This window comes from Acinetobacter sp. FDAARGOS_515 (genome assembly GCF_003938865.1).
In the GTDB taxonomy this organism is placed as follows: domain Bacteria; phylum Pseudomonadota; class Gammaproteobacteria; order Pseudomonadales; family Moraxellaceae; genus Acinetobacter; species Acinetobacter ursingii.
In genome coordinates this window covers 2456945-2478105 of record NZ_RKIX01000003.1, presented here as the reverse complement: position 1 = coordinate 2478105, position 21161 = coordinate 2456945, and the positions used below count along the sequence as shown (strand labels likewise).

Genomic DNA, 21161 nt, shown 5'->3' with positions numbered 1-21161 from the left:
TCCAGAATTTGAACTTAATATTCAAGTCAAAAATTGTACTTGATTTCAAGTACAATTTTATCATTTCACTAAATTTTATTTCACCAATAAAAAAACTGCTTCATGACTGAAGCAGTTTTTAAAAATGTCTTAATTCGGTTTAACCGATGATGATTTGATGATTATTCAATAGATCCTGTAAGTTTACTTCAGTCGTTGTATGATTCTGTAGAACAACAAGTTCAGACCAGTTTTGTACAGCGCCTTGAGTACCATCACGGTCTACAGAAAGAATGACATCGTTACCGCTCTGAGTAAACTTAATGTAATTCGCAATATTACTATTATTTGCTAATAATCCATCAAAGAAGCCTGTACCAAACTTAATCACGTCAGCGTTCCCATCTGTTGTCACATTTCCAACATGAAAATCAATCCATGTATCACGACCATTTCCAGCATTGGCATCAGCAGTATTCAAAACATTATAGAGAACGGTGTCATTGCCTTGACCAGTAGATAAGATATCATTACCAGCTCCACCATTTAGCGTGTCGTTTCCACCTTGACCATAAAGAATGTCATTACCATTTCCACCATTCAGTGTATCGTTTCCACCTCTGGTATCAGTAGCAACATTAAAATCACTATAATGATCTTTAATATATTGATATCTTTCAAGATCAGTCGGTGTATGACCCAAAGTGACTTGTAATTGTTTATCTAATGCCGCCATCCCTGAACCAAGAGCATCAGGTTGAGAGGCCGAGTTAAAGTTACGGGTTCCACCAAAAGTAAGTGCGTCAGTATTAATTACATCACCAAAAATAATGTCGTTACCATCACCTCCATTAATGGTGTCATTTCCAACAGGATTTAAAGTTGGATATAACCCCCCAGCTTGTAGCGCGTACTGTAATTGATCAGCCGTCATTACAATATCTGGCTGTCCACCAGATCCAGTCACAGTATCATTGCCTGAACTTACATTCCACTGAAGATCATCAATTTGTGCTTGATAATTTGCAGTACCATTTTTATCTTCAACTGTAAATACAAAGCGATAAGCTCCTTCACTGGTAATAATACCTGTTTGCATAGTGAGCGCATTTGTATTGGTCGCATGATCATTTGCAGAAGCATTCGAACCTGTTTCGACACTCGTCCAAGTCCCATCATTATTTTTCTTCTGTAGAGTCCAAGTAAAGCTATCATTTGCAATCCAGTTTTGCTGTGTATAACTGAATGAAATATAACCTTTAGATACCTTAGTATTATCTACAATAATCTCAGGTCCTTCATATACTGCTGCTTTACCATTTACGGCTACATTGTCTTTTAAAACAAGACGGTTATTACTTGAACCCGATGCTGTAACAACCCCGTCTGTATTACCAGACTGCACTTTCCAATTGCTGCGTGCATTTAAACCTGTATCATTATTGAAATTGGCGATTGTAGTCACAGTTGGTGAATTACTAGAACCAGCATCAACAGTAATATTTCCCACAGAATCACTGTTATCAAATAACTGTAACCACGATTTATCAACAGCATTACCAATCCCGATCGCATTGACTTTGCTAATATTACCTAAGCCAACATTACCTGTAGTAGCATTATAGCCATTGTCAAATGTGGTTTTAGATTCACTTAATACAGTTTGTTGATTACTATTTGTAGATTCAGTATTACCATTCATACGCGATGTAGGATCACCATCGGTAATAAAGAATGTTAGATTCTGATAATTATTGGAAGTATTTGCAGCACCAGTGCTTGTGTTTACAGCTGTAGAAGGTAAACTTTTAAACCATTCAACCGTTTTACCGAAAGCAGCTTCATAGTTTGTTCCACCTCCAGCTGCAAGATTATCAATAGCTGTATTAATTGCACTCCAGTTCCCACTTTTCACATCATTGATACTAATTCTAACACTAGTTGATGCACTAGATGAAAAACCAATTAAGGCGATATTTATCTCTCCCCCATTTACCGTGCCATCAGCATCAGCAAATGGTAAGACAGTATTTTGAATATACTGTTTTAACCCTGCTTTTAATAGGTTAATACGTTCATTGGTAGTTCCAGAATCACGATCAAGGTCATCAGCCATACTTCCAGAAACATCCAAAAGAAAGGCAATATTGTAGTTGGTACCTGGAACAAGAACTGTTTTGACTCCCCCTGAATCTCCCAGTAAAACATCATCACCATTACCGCCATTAATTATATTATCACCATTATTTGCAGTAGATCCTGGAGTCCCTGGAGCGACAATACTACTTACATCTATCTTGGTCGTTGCAATATTACTATCAGCACCACCAATATCTGTTAGTTTAACTGAAATCTCACGAGTAACCACCGATGTAGTGGTACCAGAACCTGTACTAAATGTAATTGCCTTAATCGCAGTTTCATAATTAGCAAGCGTACTCGTTCCACTCAAAGTAATTGTATTACCTGATTGTGTAGCAGTAATACCACTTGGTAATGTACCTGCTTGTAACACATCGCCAGATTGAGTATTGGTTAATGTAATGGTTGCCCCTGAAATCTGTTGAGGGACTGTGGCTGCATCAACATCAGTAATTTTAATGTCTGTGTCTGCTATCGAAATGGCAGCAGCGCCTGCAAGATAACTTGTACGGTAATTACTGCCAGTTTCACCTGAGCTGTCATTGGCATCAAGATCAAGAACTGGTGCATCATTCACCGTAGTCACCGTAATCGTGCCTGTCGCATTGCTGCTTGAGACTAAACCATTGTTGTCGGTTGCACTGTATTGGAAGTTGGTGCTGCCATTCCAGTCTGCATTCGGTTTGAAGTAGATCGTCGCGCCATTTGAAGTCGCTGTGATCACATCTGTCGTCGTTAATGCAGTGCCTGTCCCAGCAGAGTTGCTGTAGAAGCTGCCATTGGATGGAAGTGTGCTGAGTTTGAAGCTTGCAACTGTACCATCGACATCTGTACCGCTTAAGTTAACTGCAATGATGTTGTCTTCGTTACCCGATGCGGTGGTCGCTTGTACCACTGGTGCATCATTCACCGCAGTTACCGTAATCGTGCCTGTCGCATTGCTGCTTGAGACTAAACCATTATTGTCGGTTGCACTGTATTGGAAGTTGGTGCTGCCATTCCAGTCTGCATTCGGTTTGAAGTAGATCGTCGCGCCATTTGAAGTCGCTGTGATCACATCTGTCGTCGTTAATGCAGTGCCTGTCCCAGCAGAGTTGCTGTAGAAGCTGCCATTGGCTGGAAGTGTGCTGAGTTTGAAGCTTGCAACTGTACCATCAATATCTGTACCGCTTAAGTTAACTGCAATGATGTTGTCTTCGTTACCCGATGCGGTGGTCGCTTGTGCCACTGGTGCATCATTCACCGCAGTTACCGTAATCGTGCCTGTCGCATTGCTGCTTGAGACTAAACCATTGTTGTCGGTTGCACTGTATTGGAAGTTGGTGCTGCCATTCCAGTCTGCATTCGGTTTGAAGTAGATCGTCGCGCCATTTGAAGTCGCTGTGATCACATCTGTCGTCGTTAACGCAGTGCCTGTCCCAGCAGAGTTGCTGTAGAAGCTGCCATTGGCTGGAAGTGTGCTGAGTTTGAAGCTTGCAACTGTACCATCGACATCTGTACCACTGAGGCTCACTGCAATGATGTTGTCTTCGTTACCCGATGCGGTGGTCGCTTGTGCCACTGGTGCATCATTCACCGCAGTTACGGTAACTGGAACAGTTACTGTCGTGCTGCCACCTTTGCCATCAGCAACCGTCACTTCAAAGCTGTCTGAACCGTTGTAGTTCGCATTCGGGGTATAGGTATAACCACCTGTTGCTGGATCGATGCTGACGGTACCATGACTTGGATTGGTGCTTACTGTATAGCTTAAGCTATCTCCATCAACATCTTGTCCAACCACATTGCCAGTCACTGCGGTATCTTCATCTGTAGTCACTGAATTGGCAGTCGCTGTCGGTGCATCATTTACCGCAGTTACCGTAATCGTGCCTGTCGCAGTGCTGCTTGAGACTAAACCATTGTTGTCGGTTGCACTGTATTGGAAGTTGGTGCTGCCATTCCAGTCTGCATTCGGTTTGAAGTAGATCGTCGCGCCATTTGAAGTCGCTGTGATCACATCTGTCGTCGTTAACGCAGTGCCTGTCCCAGCAGAGTTGCTGTAGAAGCTGCCATTGGCTGGAAGTATGCTGAGTTTGAAGCTTGCAACTGTACCATCAATATCTGTACCACTGAGGCTCACTGCAATGATGTTGTCTTCGTTACCCGATGCGGTGGTCGCTTGTGCCACTGGTGCATCATTCACCGCAGTTACGGTAACTGGAACCGTAACAGTCGTCGTTCCGCCTTTGCCATCAGCAACCGTCACTTCAAAGCTGTCTGAACCGTTATAGTTCGCATTCGGAGTATAGGTATAACCACCTGTTGCTGAGTCAATGCTGACGGTACCATTTGCTGGTCCAGTCGCAATCGTATACGTCAACGTATCACCATCTACATCCTGTCCAACCACATTGCCTGTGACAGGTTTGTCTTCGTCTGTGATGATTGAGTTTGCAGTCGCTGTCGGTGCATCATTCACCGCAATTACGATAACTGGAACAGTTACTGTCGTGCTGCCACCTTTGCCATCAGCAACCGTCACTTCAAAGCTGTCTGAACCGTTGTAGTTCGCATTCGGGGTATAGGTATAGCCACCTGTTGCTGAGTCAATGCTGACGGTACCATGACTTGGATTGCTGCTTACTGTATAGCTTAAGCTATCTCCATCAACATCTTGTCCAATCACATTGCCATTGATTGGTGTATCTTCATCTGTAGTCACTGAATTGGCAGTCGCTGTCGGTGCATCATTCACCGCAGTTACGGTAACTGGAACCGTAACAGTCGTCGTTCCGCCTTTGCCATCAGCAACCGTCACTTCAAAGCTGTCTGAACCGTTGTAGTTGGCATTCGGGGTATAGGTATAACCACCTGTTGCTGAGTCAATGCTGACGGTACCATGACTTGGATTGGTGCTTACTGTATAGGTTAAGCTATCTCCATCAACATCTTGTCCAACCACACTGCCACTCACTGCGGTATCTTCATCTGTAGTCACTGAATTGGCAGTCGCTGTCGGTACATCATTTACCGCAGTTACCGTAATCGTGCCTGTCGCATTGCTGCTTGAGACTAAACCATTGTTGTCGGTTGCACTGTATTGGAAGTTGGTGCTGCCATTCCAGTCTGCATTCGGTTTGAAGTAGATCGTCGCGCCATTTGAAGTCGCTGTGATCACATCTGTCGTCGTTAATGCAGTGCCTGTCCCAGCAGAGTTGCTGTAGAAGCTGCCATTGGATGGAAGTGTGCTGAGTTTGAAGCTTGCAACTGTACCATCAATATCTGTACCACTGAGGCTCACTGCAATGATGTTGTCTTCGTTACCCGATGCGGTGGTCGCTTGTGCCACTGGTGCATCATTCACCGCAGTTACGATAACTGGAACAGTTACTGTCGTGCTGCCACCTTTGCCATCAGCAACCGTCACTTCAAAGCTATCTAAACCGTTGTAGTTGGCATTCGGGGTATAGGTATAGCCACCTGTTGCTGGATCGATGCTGACGGTACCATGACTTGGATTGGTGCTTACTGTATAGCTTAAGCTATCGCCATCAACATCTTGTCCAATCACATTGCCAGTGACTGGTGTATCTTCATCTGTAGTCAATGAATTGGCAGTCGCTGTCGGTGCATCATTCACCGCAATTACGGTAACTGGAACAGTTACTGTCGTGCTGCCACCTTTGCCATCAGCAACCGTCACTTCAAAGCTGTCTGAACCGTTATAGTTCGCATTCGGAGTATAGGTATAACCACCTGTTGCTGAGTCAATGCTGACGGTACCATGACTTGGATTGGTGCTTACTGTATAGGTTAAGCTATCGCCATCAACATCTTGTCCAATCACATTGCCAGTGACTGGTGTATCTTCATCTGTAGTCACTGAATTGGCAGTCGCTGTCGGTGCATCATTCACCGCAGTTACGGTAACTGGAACAGTTACTGTCGTGCTGCCACCTTTGCCATCAGCAACCGTCACTTCAAAGCTGTCTGAACCGTTGTAGTTGGCATTCGGGGTATAGGTATAGCCACCTGTTACTGGATCGATGCTGACGGTACCATGACTTGGATTGGTGCTTACTGTATAGCTTAAGCTATCTCCATCAACATCTTGTCCAATCACATTGCCAATGACTGGTGTATCTTCATCTGTAGTCACTGAATTGGCAGTCGCTGTCGGTGCATCATTTACCGCAGTTACCGTAATCGTGCCTGTCGCAGTGCTGCTTGAGACTAAACCATTGTTGTCGGTTGCACTGTATTGGAAGTTGGTGCTGCCATTCCAGTCTGCATTCGGTTTGAAGTAGATCGTCGCGCCATTTGAAGTCGCTGTGATCACATCTGTCGTCGTTAACGCAGTGCCTGTCCCAGCAGAGTTGCTGTAGAAGCTGCCATTGGCTGGAAGTATGCTGAGTTTGAAGCTTGCAACTGTACCATCAATATCTGTACCACTGAGGCTCACTGCAATGATGTTGTCTTCGTTACCCGATGCGGTGGTCGCTTGTGCCACTGGTGCATCATTCACCGCAGTTACGGTAACTGGAACCGTAACAGTCGTCGTTCCGCCTTTGCCATCAGCAACCGTCACTTCAAAGCTGTCTGAACCGTTGTAGTTGGCATTCGGGGTATAGGTATAACCACCTGTTGCTGAGTCAATGCTGACGGTACCATGACTTGGATTGGTGCTTACTGTATAGGTTAAGCTATCGCCATCAACATCTTGTCCAACCACATTGCCAGTCACTGCGGTATCTTCATCTGTAGTCACTGAATTGGCAGTCGCTGTCGGTGCATCATTCACCGCAATTACGGTAACTGGAACAGTTACTGTCGTGCTGCCACCTTTGCCATCAGCAACCGTCACTTCAAAGCTGTCTGAACCGTTATAGTTCGCATTCGGAGTATAGGTATAACCACCTGTTGCTGAGTCAATGCTGACGGTACCATGACTTGGATTGGTGCTTACTGTATAGGTTAAGCTATCGCCATCAACATCTTGTCCAATCACATTGCCAGTGACTGGTGTATCTTCATCTGTAGTCACTGAATTGGCAGTCGCTGTCGGTGCATCATTCACCGCAGTTACGGTAACTGGAACAGTTACTGTCGTGCTGCCACCTTTGCCATCAGCAACCGTCACTTCAAAGCTGTCTGAACCGTTGTAGTTCGCATTCGGGGTATAGGTATAACCACCTGTTGCTGGATCGATGCTGACGGTACCATGACTTGGATTGGTGCTTACTGTATAGCTTAAGCTATCTCCATCAACATCTTGTCCAACCACATTGCCAGTCACTGCGGTATCTTCATCTGTAGTCACTGAATTGGCAGTCGCTGTCGGTGCATCATTTACCGCAGTTACCGTAATCGTGCCTGTCGCAGTGCTGCTTGAGACTAAACCATTGTTGTCGGTTGCACTGTATTGGAAGTTGGTGCTGCCATTCCAGTCTGCATTCGGTTTGAAGTAGATCGTCGCGCCATTTGAAGTCGCTGTGATCACATCTGTCGTCGTTAACGCAGTGCCTGTCCCAGCAGAGTTGCTGTAGAAGCTGCCATTGGCTGGAAGTATGCTGAGTTTGAAGCTTGCAACTGTACCATCAATATCTGTACCACTGAGGCTCACTGCAATGATGTTGTCTTCGTTACCCGATGCGGTGGTCGCTTGTGCCACTGGTGCATCATTCACCGCAGTTACGGTAACTGGAACCGTAACAGTCGTCGTTCCGCCTTTGCCATCAGCAACCGTCACTTCAAAGCTGTCTGAACCGTTGTAGTTGGCATTCGGGGTATAGGTATAACCACCTGTTGCTGAGTCAATGCTGACGGTACCATGACTTGGATTGGTGCTTACTGTATAGGTTAAGCTATCGCCATCAACATCTTGTCCAACCACATTGCCAGTCACTGCGGTATCTTCATCTGTAGTCACTGAATTGGCAGTCGCTGTCGGTGCATCATTCACCGCAATTACGGTAACTGGAACAGTTACTGTCGTGCTGCCACCTTTGCCATCAGCAACCGTCACTTCAAAGCTGTCTGAACCGTTATAGTTCGCATTCGGAGTATAGGTATAACCACCTGTTGCTGAGTCAATGCTGACGGTACCATTTGCTGGTCCAGTCGCAATCGTATACGTCAACGTATCACCATCTACATCCTGTCCAACCACATTGCCTGTGACAGGTTTGTCTTCATCTGTAGTCACTGAATTGGCAGTCGCTGTCGGTGCATCATTCACCGCAGTTACGGTAACTGGAACCGTAACAGTCGTCGTTCCGCCTTTGCCATCAGCAACCGTCACTTCAAAGCTGTCTGAACCGTTATAGTTCGCATTCGGAGTATAGGTATAACCACCTGTTGCTGGATCGATGCTGACGGTACCATGACTTGGATTGGTGCTTACTGTATAGCTTAAGCTATCTCCATCAACATCTTGACCAACCACATTGCCAGTCACTGCGGTATCTTCATCTGTAGTCACTGAATTGGCAGTCGCTGTCGGTACATCATTTACCGCAGTTACCGTAATCGTGCCTGTCGCATTGCTGCTTGAGACTAAACCATTGTTGTCGGTTGCACTGTATTGGAAGTTGGTGCTGCCATTCCAGTCTGCATTCGGTTTGAAGTAGATCGTCGCGCCATTTGAAGTCGCTGTGATCACATCTGTCGTCGTTAACGCAGTGCCTGTCCCAGCAGAGTTGCTGTAGAAGCTGCCATTGGCTGGAAGTGTGCTGAGTTTGAAGCTTGCAACTGTACCATCAATATCTGTACCACTGAGGCTCACTGCAATGATGTTGTCTTCGTTACCCGATGCGGTGGTCGCTTGTACCACTGGTGCATCATTCACCGCAGTTACGGTAACTGGAACAGTTACTGTCGTGCTGCCACCTTTGCCATCAGCAACCGTCACTTCAAAGCTGTCTGAACCGTTATAGTTCGCATTCGGAGTATAGGTATAACCACCTGTTGCTGAGTCAATGCTGACGGTACCATTTGCTGGTCCAGTCGCAATCGTATACGTCAACGTATCACCATCTACATCCTGTCCAACCACATTGCCTGTGACAGGTTTGTCTTCGTCTGTGATGATTGAGTTTGCAGTCGCTGTCGGTGCATCGTTCACTGCGGCAATCGTCACTGGAACAGTTACTGTCGTGCTGCCACCTTTGCCATCACCAACCGTCACTTCAAAGCTGTCTGAACCGTTATAGTTCGCATTCGGGGTATAGGTATAGCCACCTGTTGCTGAGTCAATGCTGACGGTACCATGACTTGGATTGGTGCTTACTGTATAGCTTAAGCTATCGCCATCAACATCTTGTCCAATCACATTGCCAGTGACTGGTGTATCTTCATCTGTAGTCACTGAATTGGCAGTCGCTGTCGGTGCATCATTCACCGCAGTTACGGTAACTGGAACAGTTACTGTCGTGCTGCCACCTTTACCATCAGCAACCGTCACTTCAAAGCTGTCTGAACCGTTGTAGTTGGCATTCGGGGTATAGGTATAGCCACCTGTTGCTGAGTCAATGCTGATGGTACCATGACTTGGATTGGTGCTTACTGTATAGGTTAAGCTATCTCCATCAACATCTTGTCCAACCACATTGCCATTGATTGGTGTATCTTCATCTGTAGTCACTGAATTGGCAGTCGCTGTCGGTGCATCATTCACCGCAGTTACGGTAACTGGAACAGTTACTGTCGTGCTGCCACCTTTGCCATCAGCAACCGTCACTTCAAAGCTGTCTGAACCGTTGTAGTTCGCATTCGGGGTATAGGTATAGCCACCTGTTGCTGGATCAATGCTGACGGTACCATGACTTGGATTGGTGCTTACTGTATAGCTTAAGCTATCTCCATCAACATCTTGTCCAACCACATTGCCAGTCACTGCGGTATCTTCATCTGTAGTCACTGAATTGGCAGTCGCTGTCGGTGCATCATTCACCGCAGTTACGGTAACTGGAACAGTTACTGTCGTGCTGCCACCTTTGCCATCAGCAACCGTCACTTCAAAACTGTCTGAACCGTTGTAGTTCGCATTCGGGGTATAGGTATAGCCACCTGTTGCTGGATCAATGCTGACGGTACCATGACTTGGATTGCTGCTTACTGTATAGGTTAAGCTATCGCCATCAACATCTTGTCCAATCACATTGCCAGTCACTGCGGTATCTTCATCTGTAGTCACTGAATTGGCAGTCGCTGTCGGTGCATCGTTTACTGCGGCAATCGTCACTGGAACAGTTACTGTCGTGCTGCCACCTTTACCATCAGCAACCGTCACTTCAAAGCTGTCTGAACCGTTGTAGTTGGCATTCGGGGTATAGGTATAACCACCTGTTGCTGAGTCAATGCTGACGGTACCATGACTTGGATTGGTGCTTACTGTATAGGTTAAGCTATCTCCATCAACATCTTGTCCAACCACATTGCCAGTCACTGCGGTATCTTCATCTGTAGTCACTGAATTGGCAGTCGCTGTCGGTGCATCATTCACCGCAGTTACGGTAACTGGAACAGTTACTGTCGTGCTGCCACCTTTGCCATCAGCAACCGTCACTTCAAAGCTGTCTGAACCGTTGTAGTTGGCATTCGGGGTATAGGTATAACCACCTGTTGCTGAGTCAATGCTGACGGTACCGTGCGTCGGCTTCTCTGAAACACTATAAGTAAGATGATCACCATCTGGATCCGTGACATTGATAATTACACCAGTTTTAGGTACATCTTCAATGACACTTATAGGTTGTTGTTTATTAATTTCGAGAACTTGTGGTGCTTTATTGACTGATTCATTATTATCTTTCCCACTACTTCCACTGCTTCCCAAAGCAGTTCCACCTATCACGGCGAGTCCACCAGCAATCCATGGAAGAAGCGCACCTGAGCTACTGCCACTCGCAATCGGCAAAAGAACTTCTAAACCAGAAATTTCTTTAAATAATGGAGCACCATTGTTCCAGTCAAACCACAAAAAAGCACAATCATTATCTTCAAAAACTAAATCTGAAACGATCTTATCTTCATATTGTACAAAGAAATTTTGGATGGTAATGACATCGCCATTTTGCAGTTTTAAAATTAAATTATTACCATCTTGAATAAACTCAGCAACATCTTCTCGATGTAAGTTAACCTGAACAATAGCCGCCGCTTTTAATATGACTTGCGAATTATCTATCGTATTCTTTACTAAAGATTTTTTTTCAGTTACTACAAATTTTGTCATGTCTTATCCCCAATAATGAGTAAACCCATTACTAAACCCTTGATAAATAATTTATGATTTACTTTCTTTTAACGGCTCAGATCTCTGAGTATGAGTTCTTTAAGAAAGCTCGAATTCGTCCATTAACCATTTTTGAGCCGCCAAATTTCACTTAAAAACGATTACATTTTTTAGATACAATCATTCTTTTGAAAAATTGAATCTGATTTTTTAAAATTTTCAGCTAAATAAAGCACTTACTTCAAAATTTCATATCTATAGATAAGATTTTTTGCATCAAAATTTAGATATACTTATAGAAATCAGCTAACTCCTTGAGTGCTAATTTGCGTAATAAATGGCTTGTCATTTTCATCAATTGAAATTTTAAAATCTGGAGCTTTAAGCTGATTATTTAAATTCAATTTGAATACATAAGTTGCACATTCTGTTTTACAACTCTTAACTTTTAGGACATAGGCATCAGGTTTCAAATAATAATTTGCTTTATTATTAATATAGAAAGTTCCAGCCTTAAAATCATCGATATAAAAATTAATTGGACAGACCTGTCTATTTTTATCATCGTTTAAACAAAGCTTATTATCACGATAAACATGAATTACCTGATTACTATTTCCATCTTTTTGTTGAAATAATAAATTTGAAGGCTTTTTATATGTACTTAAAGGCGTACCACAAGCCGTGATTAAAAGGCTAAGAAGAACAAGACTACCGCTACGAATCATAAGAACCCCCATAAAATGTTAAATTTTGCATAGATATTACAACATAAAAATTACAATAAAAAGATAAATTAATCACATTTTTTAAAAAAAAGACTAACAGTGATACGCTTATAATCTGACTAAAAAGTCATCACTTTTATTTATAAGTTTTATTGATATGCAGAATTTATTTTTGAATATTTTTTACAAAAATTTATTTTAAAAAAAATGGTGAGTCTTTATTTTATAAACAAATATTATTTTTTATTTAGGGTGTGTTGACACTTTTAGCTTAAAAAAATAGCGAAGTAGTAAAATCAAATCGCCGAACCCAATTTTACTATTCGCTATGCCTCGTACCATGCTGACAGATCAACACTGGCAAAAGTTGAAAGTTATTCTGCGTAATTTATCCATTCACCACAACTCAAATTTACGCAATTTTATTGAAGCTATTCTCTATAGAATTAGAACAGGCTGTCCGTGGCGAGATATTCCTTCTTGTTTTGGTCATTCCAACTCTATTTTCAAACGTTTTAATCGTTGGTCAAGCAGCGGTAAGTTACTTAGATTATTCAAATTACTAGCCTCATGCCCCGATATGGAGTGGATTTTTATTGATGGCTCTCATGTACGTGCTCATCAACATTCTGCCGGCATAGCGAATCAATCTATTTCTAAAAGTGTAGGAGGAAACTCCTCAAAAATACATTTGATTGTTGATGCACATGGCAATCCTATTGATTTCATGATTACCGATGGAACCACACATGATGTTAAAGTTGCACCTGATTTAATATCAACATTAGATTTAAAAGAGACAAAAGTGGTATGTGCAGATAAAGGCTATGATTCAGAACCACTGCGTGAACAGATCAGGAAAACAGGGACTAAAGCGAATATACCAAAGAAAACAAATAGCCAATCGAACAATGACCATATGGACTGGTATTTATATAAAATCAGGCATTTAGTTGAAAATATGTTTTGTAGATTAAAGCAATTTAGAGGAATAGCTACTCGATATGACAAGCTCAAAAGAAATTATCAAAGTTCTGTTGCTTTAGCCTGTATATTTTTATGGCTACCTTTATAGGGTTAATTATGAACAGTAAATGTCAACAGACCCTAGTTAAAATTTATATGATTATTCAAATATAATATAAAAATTCAATTACATTCCCTTTAACTAAAAAATTGCATGGAATAAATATACAATTCATCATTAATATAATCTTAATAATCATAATGTTTTTATATTAAAAAAATAATCCCCTTTCTGTTTTTCAACAAAAAGGGGACCATTTCAATCCAACAAGAGCAGTTACTTAAAAGTTAAACTGTAAAATCATCACCTAAATAGACTTTGCGAACTTGTTCATTTTCGAGAATATCCTGCGGAGAGCCCTCTGCGATGACGGATCCCTCACTCACAATATAAGCATGCTCGCAAATTGCCAATGTTTCACGTACATTATGGTCAGTAATCAGAACACCAATCCCTCGTTCTTTAAGATTACGAATAATCTCTTTAATATCACCCACTGAAATAGGATCAACCCCCGCAAAAGGCTCATCTAACAACATAAATTTTGGATCAGCCGCCAAAGCGCGAGCGATTTCTGCACGACGACGCTCACCACCCGAAACACTCATGCCAAGCGAATCTTTGATATGACCAATTTTAAAATCCGCCAATAATTCATTTAAACGCTGTTGACGTTGTTGTTTATTCAAATCTTTACGAGTTTCCAAAATTGCCATAATGTTTTCGGCAATGGTGAGCTTTCTAAAAATAGAGGCTTCTTGTGGTAGATAACCAATACCTTTTCTGGCACGTTCATGCATCGCAAGATGAGATAAGTCTTCATTGTCTAAATGAATTTCTCCTTTATCCATACGAACCAAGCCAACCACCATATAGAAACTGGTCGTTTTCCCTGCACCGTTTGGACCAAGCAATCCCACAATTTGTCCACTTTGCATTTGAAAGGACACATCTTTAACCACCCAGCGTTTATTATAGTTTTTTGCCAAGTGTTTGATACAAAGAGTTTGTGGTTTTTGACGTGTTTGCTCCATTAATCACGTGCTCCCGGAAAACTTTTAGAACTTGATGGTGGAATAATCAGTTGAACACGATTTGAACTTGAACCTTGTGCTTCAATATCACCTTTATTCATACTATATTTTAAGCTATTGCCTCGAATGCTAGCTCCATCCTGAAATAAATAAGCATTGCCTGTTAAAGTAATAATGCCTGTATCTGCGTTATAAATAATTTTCTGTGCTTCACCACGTGCGACCCCTTTTTCAGCACTAATCTGTTGCTGAAATTTGGATGGTCGACCATTGGCAGTAATGGTTTGAATTTCACGTTTGGAATTCAGTTGTGCAACAATCGAATCCGCCTGTAATTTCATAGTGCCCTGTTCGATCACCACATTTCCGGTATAGGTTGTAATGCCTGTTTTATCATTATAGGTGGCTTTGTCAGCGACCAATGAGATAGGCTGACTACGATCTGAAGGGAGCGCCAACGCAGATGCAGACATCACGGCAAAGATCGTAAAACCTGTCACTTGTTTCAGGAAAGTCGAACAAGAAATCGATTTAAGAGTTTGGTGCATACTTTCCTCGAATATTAAAAAATTCGTATTGGCTATTTTCCAGATCTGCTTTTAAACCATTGCTGACAAAAGAAGCCTGTGGTGATTGCACATCCACCTGATGTGTCGTTTCAATTTTTTTTGTTTTCGGATAGGTCGTCAGCTCATCCGTTCGAAAAACAATTTCACCTTGTTCAGCAATTCTTGTTGCAATAACATCACCTGAAAGAATAACCTTTTCGTTATCATCATAACCATTTGCAACTTTTGAAGAAAAAGTCGCATTCACTTGTCCATTCTCATACATTGATGCATGTAAATTTTCAAGTTTTGACGTTTGTTTCTGCATATCCTGTTCAAGTCGATCGACCTTTGCACGAATATACAAATGACCAAGATCGTTCGTCTGAGTCAAATTGATATCATTTGCTGTATAAGTCATATTGCGACTATCATCAGCATCCAGTTTGTTCGCATTGCCACTGTAGTAATAATAGCCACCACTTACAGCTGCGATTGCAATCGCCACGATATATAAAACTCTAGTATCCATAAGCGGCGTAATATCACCTTTTTCTCTGGCTTAGAATATTAATGGGGTACAGTCAGATATTTTGCAAGAAGTTCTTCGTAAACTCCTTTTGCATTCAGTAACATATCACAGACTTCACGCACTGCTCCACGACCGCCCATCGCTTGAGTCACCAAATGAGCACGACGGCGTAATTCTACATGGCCATTTGGAACAGTCACGCACATTCCTGCAAGTGAAAAAGCCGATAAATCAGGCCAATCATCACCCATATATAAACAATCAGAAGGTGCTAAATTAAATTGCGCACATGCTTCACGCAACGCCACGCCTTTATCTTCACGCCCTTGAAAGATCAGATCGACGCCTAAATCAGACATCCTTTTTTCAACAATCTGACTTTTACGACCTGTTATGATAATGACTTTAAGACCAGCTTGCTGAACCAGTTTCATCCCCAAACCATCACGAATATCAAAAGATTTGATTTCATCGCCACTATTGGTCAATGTCACAAATCCATCACTCAAGATACCGTCCACATCTAAAACCAGTGCCTGAATATGACGAGCCTGTTCAAGTAATGCATAAGATGCCATGAATTAATTTACCCCTGCCTGAATAAGGTCATGCATACTGATCACACCAATGACTTTATTTTGATCATCAACAACTACAAACTGACTAATTTTTTTAGCATTCAGTTGTTGTAATGCTTCTACTGCACGAGCTTCCTGAGAAATCGTCGCAGGATGTTCAATCATCACCGCAGACACAGGAAGTTTGACATCAAAACCTTGTTGCTTATCAATTAGACGACGTAAATCACCATCCGTAAAGATACCTAATAAATGATCTTGTTCATCAACAATGGTCGTCAAACCTAAACGTTTGTTTGAAATTTCGTAGAGGACCTGATTCATTGGAGTATCAGGAGATACTTTTGGAAGCTCCTCACCGGTATGCATTAAATGTTTTACATGTAAAAGTAAACGTTTACCTAAAGCACCTGCCGGATGCGAACGAGCAAAATCGTCGGCAGTAAAGCCTCGCGCTTCCAACAATGCAACCGCGAGCGCATCACCTAATACCAATGTCGCAGTGGTACTTGAGGTGGGTGCAAGCCCTAATGGACAAGCTTCGTTTGACTCACCCAAAGTTAAAGCTACATCTGCATTTTTTGGCATTGGACCTGTATCATCACGGCTAATGGTGATCAATGGTACTTCCAGATGTTTAATCAAAGGCATCAGCATCATGATCTCATCACTTTTGCCTGAATTGGAAATGGCAATGAGTACATCACCCCGTACTAACATTCCCAAATCACCATGCCCCGCTTCACCAGGATGCATAAAAAACGAAGGTGTACCCGTGGAAGCAAAAGTGGCTGCCATTTTTCGACCAATATGACCAGATTTACCCATACCTGTCACGACTACACGACCCTGACACTGTAGAATAATTTCACAAGCCTGATCAAAACGATCGTCTATTTGACTTGCCAATACATCTAGGGCATGTTGTTCTATCGCAATGGTTTCCAGTGCAATTTTCTTAAAATCGGTGGTACTGGTCATAAAATATGAGCTCAAACAATTCGCTACTGCCAAACCGACAATAGACTTTTTAACTAAAAATTTTGCGCTATTCTAGCACATCTCATTTCTTGTCACGTTTTTAAATGTACAAGTTTTCACTTACTTATAAAAATTATGGATAAACCTTTGTGAAATATGTGGCTTACGTTAAGATGTAACACTATTTTTGGTGAATGTTTTTAAGAGTCTTATGCAACCATTCGTTTTATATAACTCAGAGCAACGTAAAAAAGTTGAATTTGTCCCACGTGTTGATGGCCAGATAGATATCTATGTCTGCGGCATGACGGTGTATGACTACTGTCATATTGGACATGCTCGAGTCATGGTTGCTTTTGACTATATTATTCGTTTTCTGCGTAGTCAGGGCTGGAAAGTACGGTATATCCGTAATATCACCGATATTGACGATAAAATTATCAGTCGTGCCAATGAAAATGGTGAAACGATTCAGGAACTAACCGCGCGTTTTATCACTGCCATGAATGAAGATGCAGCCAGTCTTGGTTGTGCTGAACCTGATGAATCGCCAAAAGCAACCGAATACATCGATCAAATGCAAAGTATGATTGGGACTTTGGTCGAAAATGGCACCGCTTATCCTGCTGCCAATGGTGATGTTTATTATGAAGTCACTAAATTTGCCAAATACGGTCGCCTATCGGGACGTAAACTGGATGATATGCAAGCAGGAGCCAGTGAGCGTGTTGATGTCGAAGTCGAGAAAAAACATCCATTTGACTTTGTGCTATGGAAACATGCCAAAGCCAACGAGCCGTCATGGCAATCCCCTTGGGGCAATGGTCGTCCGGGTTGGCATATTGAATGTTCAGCCATGTCAACTTGCTGCTTAGGCAATCACTTTGACATTCATGGTGGTGGGTCAGACTTATTATTTCCACATCATGAAAATGAAATCGCGCAAAGCGAGGCTGCAACAGGCGAACAGTATGTGAATTATTGGATGCATGTGGGCTTTATCAATGTCGATGGCGAGAAAATGTCAAAGTCTTTGGGAAATTTCTTTACCATTCGTGATGTAATGGAAAAGTTTCATCCTGAAGTGATTCGCTACTTTATTGTGTCTTCGCACTATCGTAGTCCTGTGAACTTTTCAGATACTGCGTTAAAAGAAGCGAAAACTGCACTCACTCGCTTCTATCATGCTTTTAAAGCTTATGAACAAACCTATGGTCAAATTCATTCTGACCAGTTAGATCATGAGTTTATAGAACGTTTTAACTCAGCCATGCGCGATGACTTTAATACACCAGAAGCCATGGCGGTTCTGTTTGATTTGAATCGTGAACTCAATCGAGCGGTGAAAGAGCAATGCGCTGAACAAGCGGCGCTTTATTATGCAACTTTGCGCCATTTAACGACAATTCTGGGCTTGGTTCAGCATAATGTTGATGAATTCTTAAAATCAGATATTGGCCAACAAGCACTCAGCTTGAATGACGATGAAATTGAAGCTTTGATTCAACAACGTCATGACGCAAAAAAAGCAAAAGATTTTGCCAAAGCCGATGGTATTCGCCAGTCTTTACTTGAAAAAGGTGTTGCACTTGAAGATACCCGCCAAGGAACCGTTTGGCGACGTGCTGATTAAATCGACAATTAAAATGGATGGATGTTGACAGTTAAATGAAACTGTCTATAATGCATCTCACATTGCGGGAATAGCTCAGTTGGTAGAGCACAACCTTGCCAAGGTTGGGGTCGCGAGTTCGAGTCTCGTTTCCCGCTCCAAAATTTTAAAAAGCCCTAATCAAAAGATTTGGGCTTTTTATTTATCTATACCAAAACCATGCAGACTAAAATAAAAAAACGGACTGATTAACAGTCCGTTTTTTCACATAAAACCCGATTATTTTTTCAGTTTATAAGCAATTACATAATCACCTACTGGTGTTTTCATAAAGTGATGTCCACCCGCCATGATCACAATATATTGCTCTCCATTGATGGCATAAGTCATCGGTGTTGCTTGACCACCCGCAGGCAAATTTGCAGTCCAGACGAGTTTACCTGTACGGTTGTCCAAGGCGTGTAATTTATTATCTGTTGCAGCAGCAACAAATGTTAAACCACCGGCTGTAATAATTGGACCGCCGTTATTTGGTGTACCAATATTAATTGGCAAGTAAGTTGGCAAACCAAACGGGCCATTGTGTTCAGCACTACCGAATGGGTGCTGCCAAAGTACTTTTTTGCTATGTAAATCAATAGCCGTAATCATGCCATAAGGTGGTTCGTTACAGAGGACTTGAGAAATTGGAGCATAAAATGGTGATACATTAATTCCATAAGGGGTATCAGCCATCGCACCATTTCCTTCAGCACCGCCACCACCTGATTTATAACTTGGGTCATCAATTGACTTTAAGCCCTGCTTATTGGCTTCTGTACGGGTAACCAATTTGTCGTACATTGGTGTCACATTCCAGTTTGCAATCATTAAACCAGAATGAGGATTTACCGCTACACTGCCCCAATCACTTCCACCATTGTAGCCAGGGAATTCAATCCATGGTTTATCGATACTTGGGGGTGTAAATTCTCCAAGATAATTTGCCTGTTTAAATTTAATACGACACAGCATTTGATCAATTGGAGAAATTCCCCACATGGTTTTTTCCTGAAGATCAGGCAAACCTAAACGTGGAATCTCGACAGACCACGGTTGAGTTTTAGCACGAGGATCATTTGGCACAGCATGATAAGCCTTTGCATCGTTTGGTACAGGTGCTGGTCGTTCTTCAACTTTGGTTAAAGCTTTACCAGTAGCGCGATCAAGAATAAACGTCTGACCACGCTTGGTTGGCATAATCAAGGCTGGAACTTTTTTTCCTGAAGCATCTGGATAATCCACCAATGTTGGCTGAGAGCCGATATCATAATCCCATACATCTTTATGTGCAGTCTGGAAGACCCATTTTTCACGTCCCGTATTTACATCGAGCGCAACAACTGCTGAAGACACACGATTTTCATTAGCGCTGCGCATCGCACTGTAATAATCCGCAGCCGAGTTCCCTGTTGGAACATAAACCAATCCTAATTTTTCATCGCCAATCATGGCAGCCCATGAGTTTGGTGTACCACGACTGTATTGCTCACCTGTTTTAGGTTCAGTGTTGTCATTTGGACGATTGACATCCCATGCCCATTTAAACTGACCTGAATCTGCATCATAGCCACGGATTACACCAGAAGGTGCCCATCGACGCTGTCCATCAAGAACCTGATGATTGACTACAATTACACCATTAATGATTGGTACAGGTGCAGTAACCGCAAGTTGACCAGGTACCCACTTACCAATACCTACAGATAAATCAGTTTGACCATGCTGACCAAAACCTTGACACGACTCACCTGTTTCTGCGTCAACCGCCAGCAAACGCATGTCTAAGGTACCAACAATAAGTTTGTTGTGACAAGCCTGTCCTTCGGGAATAGTTTTAGATTGATAAAAAGTGACTGCCTTACATGCAGCGGTATATGGAATATTTTCATATTTCACACCAGACTTGTGTTCCCAGATTTTTTTGCCTGAGGCTGCATCCAATTTAATAATATTATTGGTCGCACTACATAAATATACGGCATTACCCACTTTAATTGGCGTGGTTTCAGCAGCCCATTTATTGGTTTGACCTGCCTGAGGCACATCACCTGTCCGATACGTCCATGCCACCTCAAGTTTATTGACATTGTCAGGAGTAACTTGGTTAAGCGGTGAATAGCGGGTCGCATTTTCATCACGACCATAATATTGCCAGTCAGTGTCAGGTTGAATTGTTGTAGCATTTGATGAATTGGTGCTAAAAGACTGCGCTGAAATTTCCTGCCCTGACACATAGGATGAATGTGGATAAAAAGCCAGACCACCCGCAACAACAAAGCATAGAATAATAAAGCCAGTTAAACTATATGAAATTTTCTTACTCGCTCCTGAACCAATATTTGGCATAAGTAAGCTCATAAAAAATGCAAAAACAGCCACTATAGCGAGCCGAGGCACCCAGCCCCAGTAGCGTGTACCCGCTTCCCATATTGTCCAGATCAGAGTGTAGAAGAAGAACAGCCAAAAAAGTTTTACACCTAATTGATCATTTTTAAGCAAATAAACACTAGAAGCGATTAAGATCACTCCATTGATGACGTAGTACCACGAACCTCCTAAATACGCTAAATAGATACCGCCAATGAATAATGTAAGGGCAAATAACAGTAAGATCACCGAAAATATTTTTACGGGTATACTGCTGTTTTTTCTATAGATGGAAGAATGAACCATAGCTTTAAACCTTATTAATTTTATTTAGTATGGGAGTCGCTATTACATCATTTTAAGAATTAAAAACG

9 protein-coding genes, 1 tRNA gene and 1 pseudogene are annotated in these 21161 nt (G+C 42.2%); 3 read left to right on the top strand and 8 right to left on the bottom strand.

From position 1 onward, the window contains the following. Nucleotides 1-139: 139 nt before the first annotated feature. Nucleotides 140-11338 carry a tandem-95 repeat protein gene (locus tag EGS47_RS13535; RefSeq protein WP_125269731.1) on the bottom strand — a complete coding sequence of 3733 codons (11199 nt, stop codon included), beginning with the start codon at nucleotides 11336-11338 and terminating at the stop codon, nucleotides 140-142. 302 nt (nucleotides 11339-11640) lie between these two features. Continuing rightward, entirely contained in the window at nucleotides 11641-12066 is a 426-nt protein-coding gene (locus EGS47_RS13530) for a hypothetical protein (RefSeq protein WP_104794793.1), read from the bottom strand. A 328-nt stretch (nucleotides 12067-12394) separates the two neighbouring features. Here EGS47_RS13530 and EGS47_RS13525 point away from each other — a divergent pair. After that, nucleotides 12395-13160, top strand: a pseudogene (locus EGS47_RS13525) (IS5-like element ISAba31 family transposase). A gap of 220 nt (nucleotides 13161-13380) precedes the next feature. On the opposite strand, the gene lptB reads toward EGS47_RS13525, so the two are convergent. From lptB to EGS47_RS13500, 5 genes are read right to left on the bottom strand one after another with little or no spacing between them, the layout of a single operon-like run. Continuing rightward, on the bottom strand, nucleotides 13381-14127 hold the full coding sequence (gene lptB, locus EGS47_RS13520) for an LPS export ABC transporter ATP-binding protein (RefSeq protein WP_004986798.1): 747 nt from the start codon (nucleotides 14125-14127) through the stop codon (nucleotides 13381-13383). Beyond that, complete coding sequence (lptA, locus tag EGS47_RS13515) at nucleotides 14127-14675, bottom strand: lipopolysaccharide transport periplasmic protein LptA (protein ID WP_004986800.1); 549 nt, start codon at nucleotides 14673-14675, stop codon at nucleotides 14127-14129. Before lptA ends, lptB begins: the two co-directional genes overlap by 1 nt. After that, a complete protein-coding gene (gene lptC, locus EGS47_RS13510) occupies nucleotides 14659-15207 on the bottom strand; it encodes an LPS export ABC transporter periplasmic protein LptC (protein ID WP_004996841.1) in 549 nt (182 codons plus the stop codon). Before lptC ends, lptA begins: the two co-directional genes overlap by 17 nt. Before the next feature lie 38 nt (nucleotides 15208-15245). Then, entirely contained in the window at nucleotides 15246-15785 is a 540-nt protein-coding gene (locus tag EGS47_RS13505; protein WP_004986805.1) for a KdsC family phosphatase, read from the bottom strand. Nucleotides 15786-15788: 3 nt separating this feature from the next. Continuing rightward, complete coding sequence (locus EGS47_RS13500; protein WP_004986806.1) at nucleotides 15789-16766, bottom strand: KpsF/GutQ family sugar-phosphate isomerase; 978 nt, start codon at nucleotides 16764-16766, stop codon at nucleotides 15789-15791. 211 nt (nucleotides 16767-16977) lie between these two features. On the opposite strand from EGS47_RS13500, the gene cysS reads away from it, so the two are divergent. Both cysS and EGS47_RS13490 read left to right on the top strand, forming a co-directional pair. Continuing rightward, complete coding sequence (gene cysS, locus EGS47_RS13495; protein WP_119686881.1) at nucleotides 16978-18399, top strand: cysteine--tRNA ligase; 1422 nt, start codon at nucleotides 16978-16980, stop codon at nucleotides 18397-18399. 64 nt (nucleotides 18400-18463) lie between these two features. Further along, a tRNA-Gly gene (locus EGS47_RS13490) sits at nucleotides 18464-18539 on the top strand. A 118-nt stretch (nucleotides 18540-18657) separates the two neighbouring features. Here EGS47_RS13490 and EGS47_RS13485 read toward each other — a convergent pair. Continuing rightward, nucleotides 18658-21093, bottom strand: coding sequence for a membrane-bound PQQ-dependent dehydrogenase, glucose/quinate/shikimate family (locus EGS47_RS13485; protein WP_004986809.1), 2436 nt, complete (start codon nucleotides 21091-21093; stop codon nucleotides 18658-18660). Nucleotides 21094-21161 lie beyond the last annotated feature (68 nt).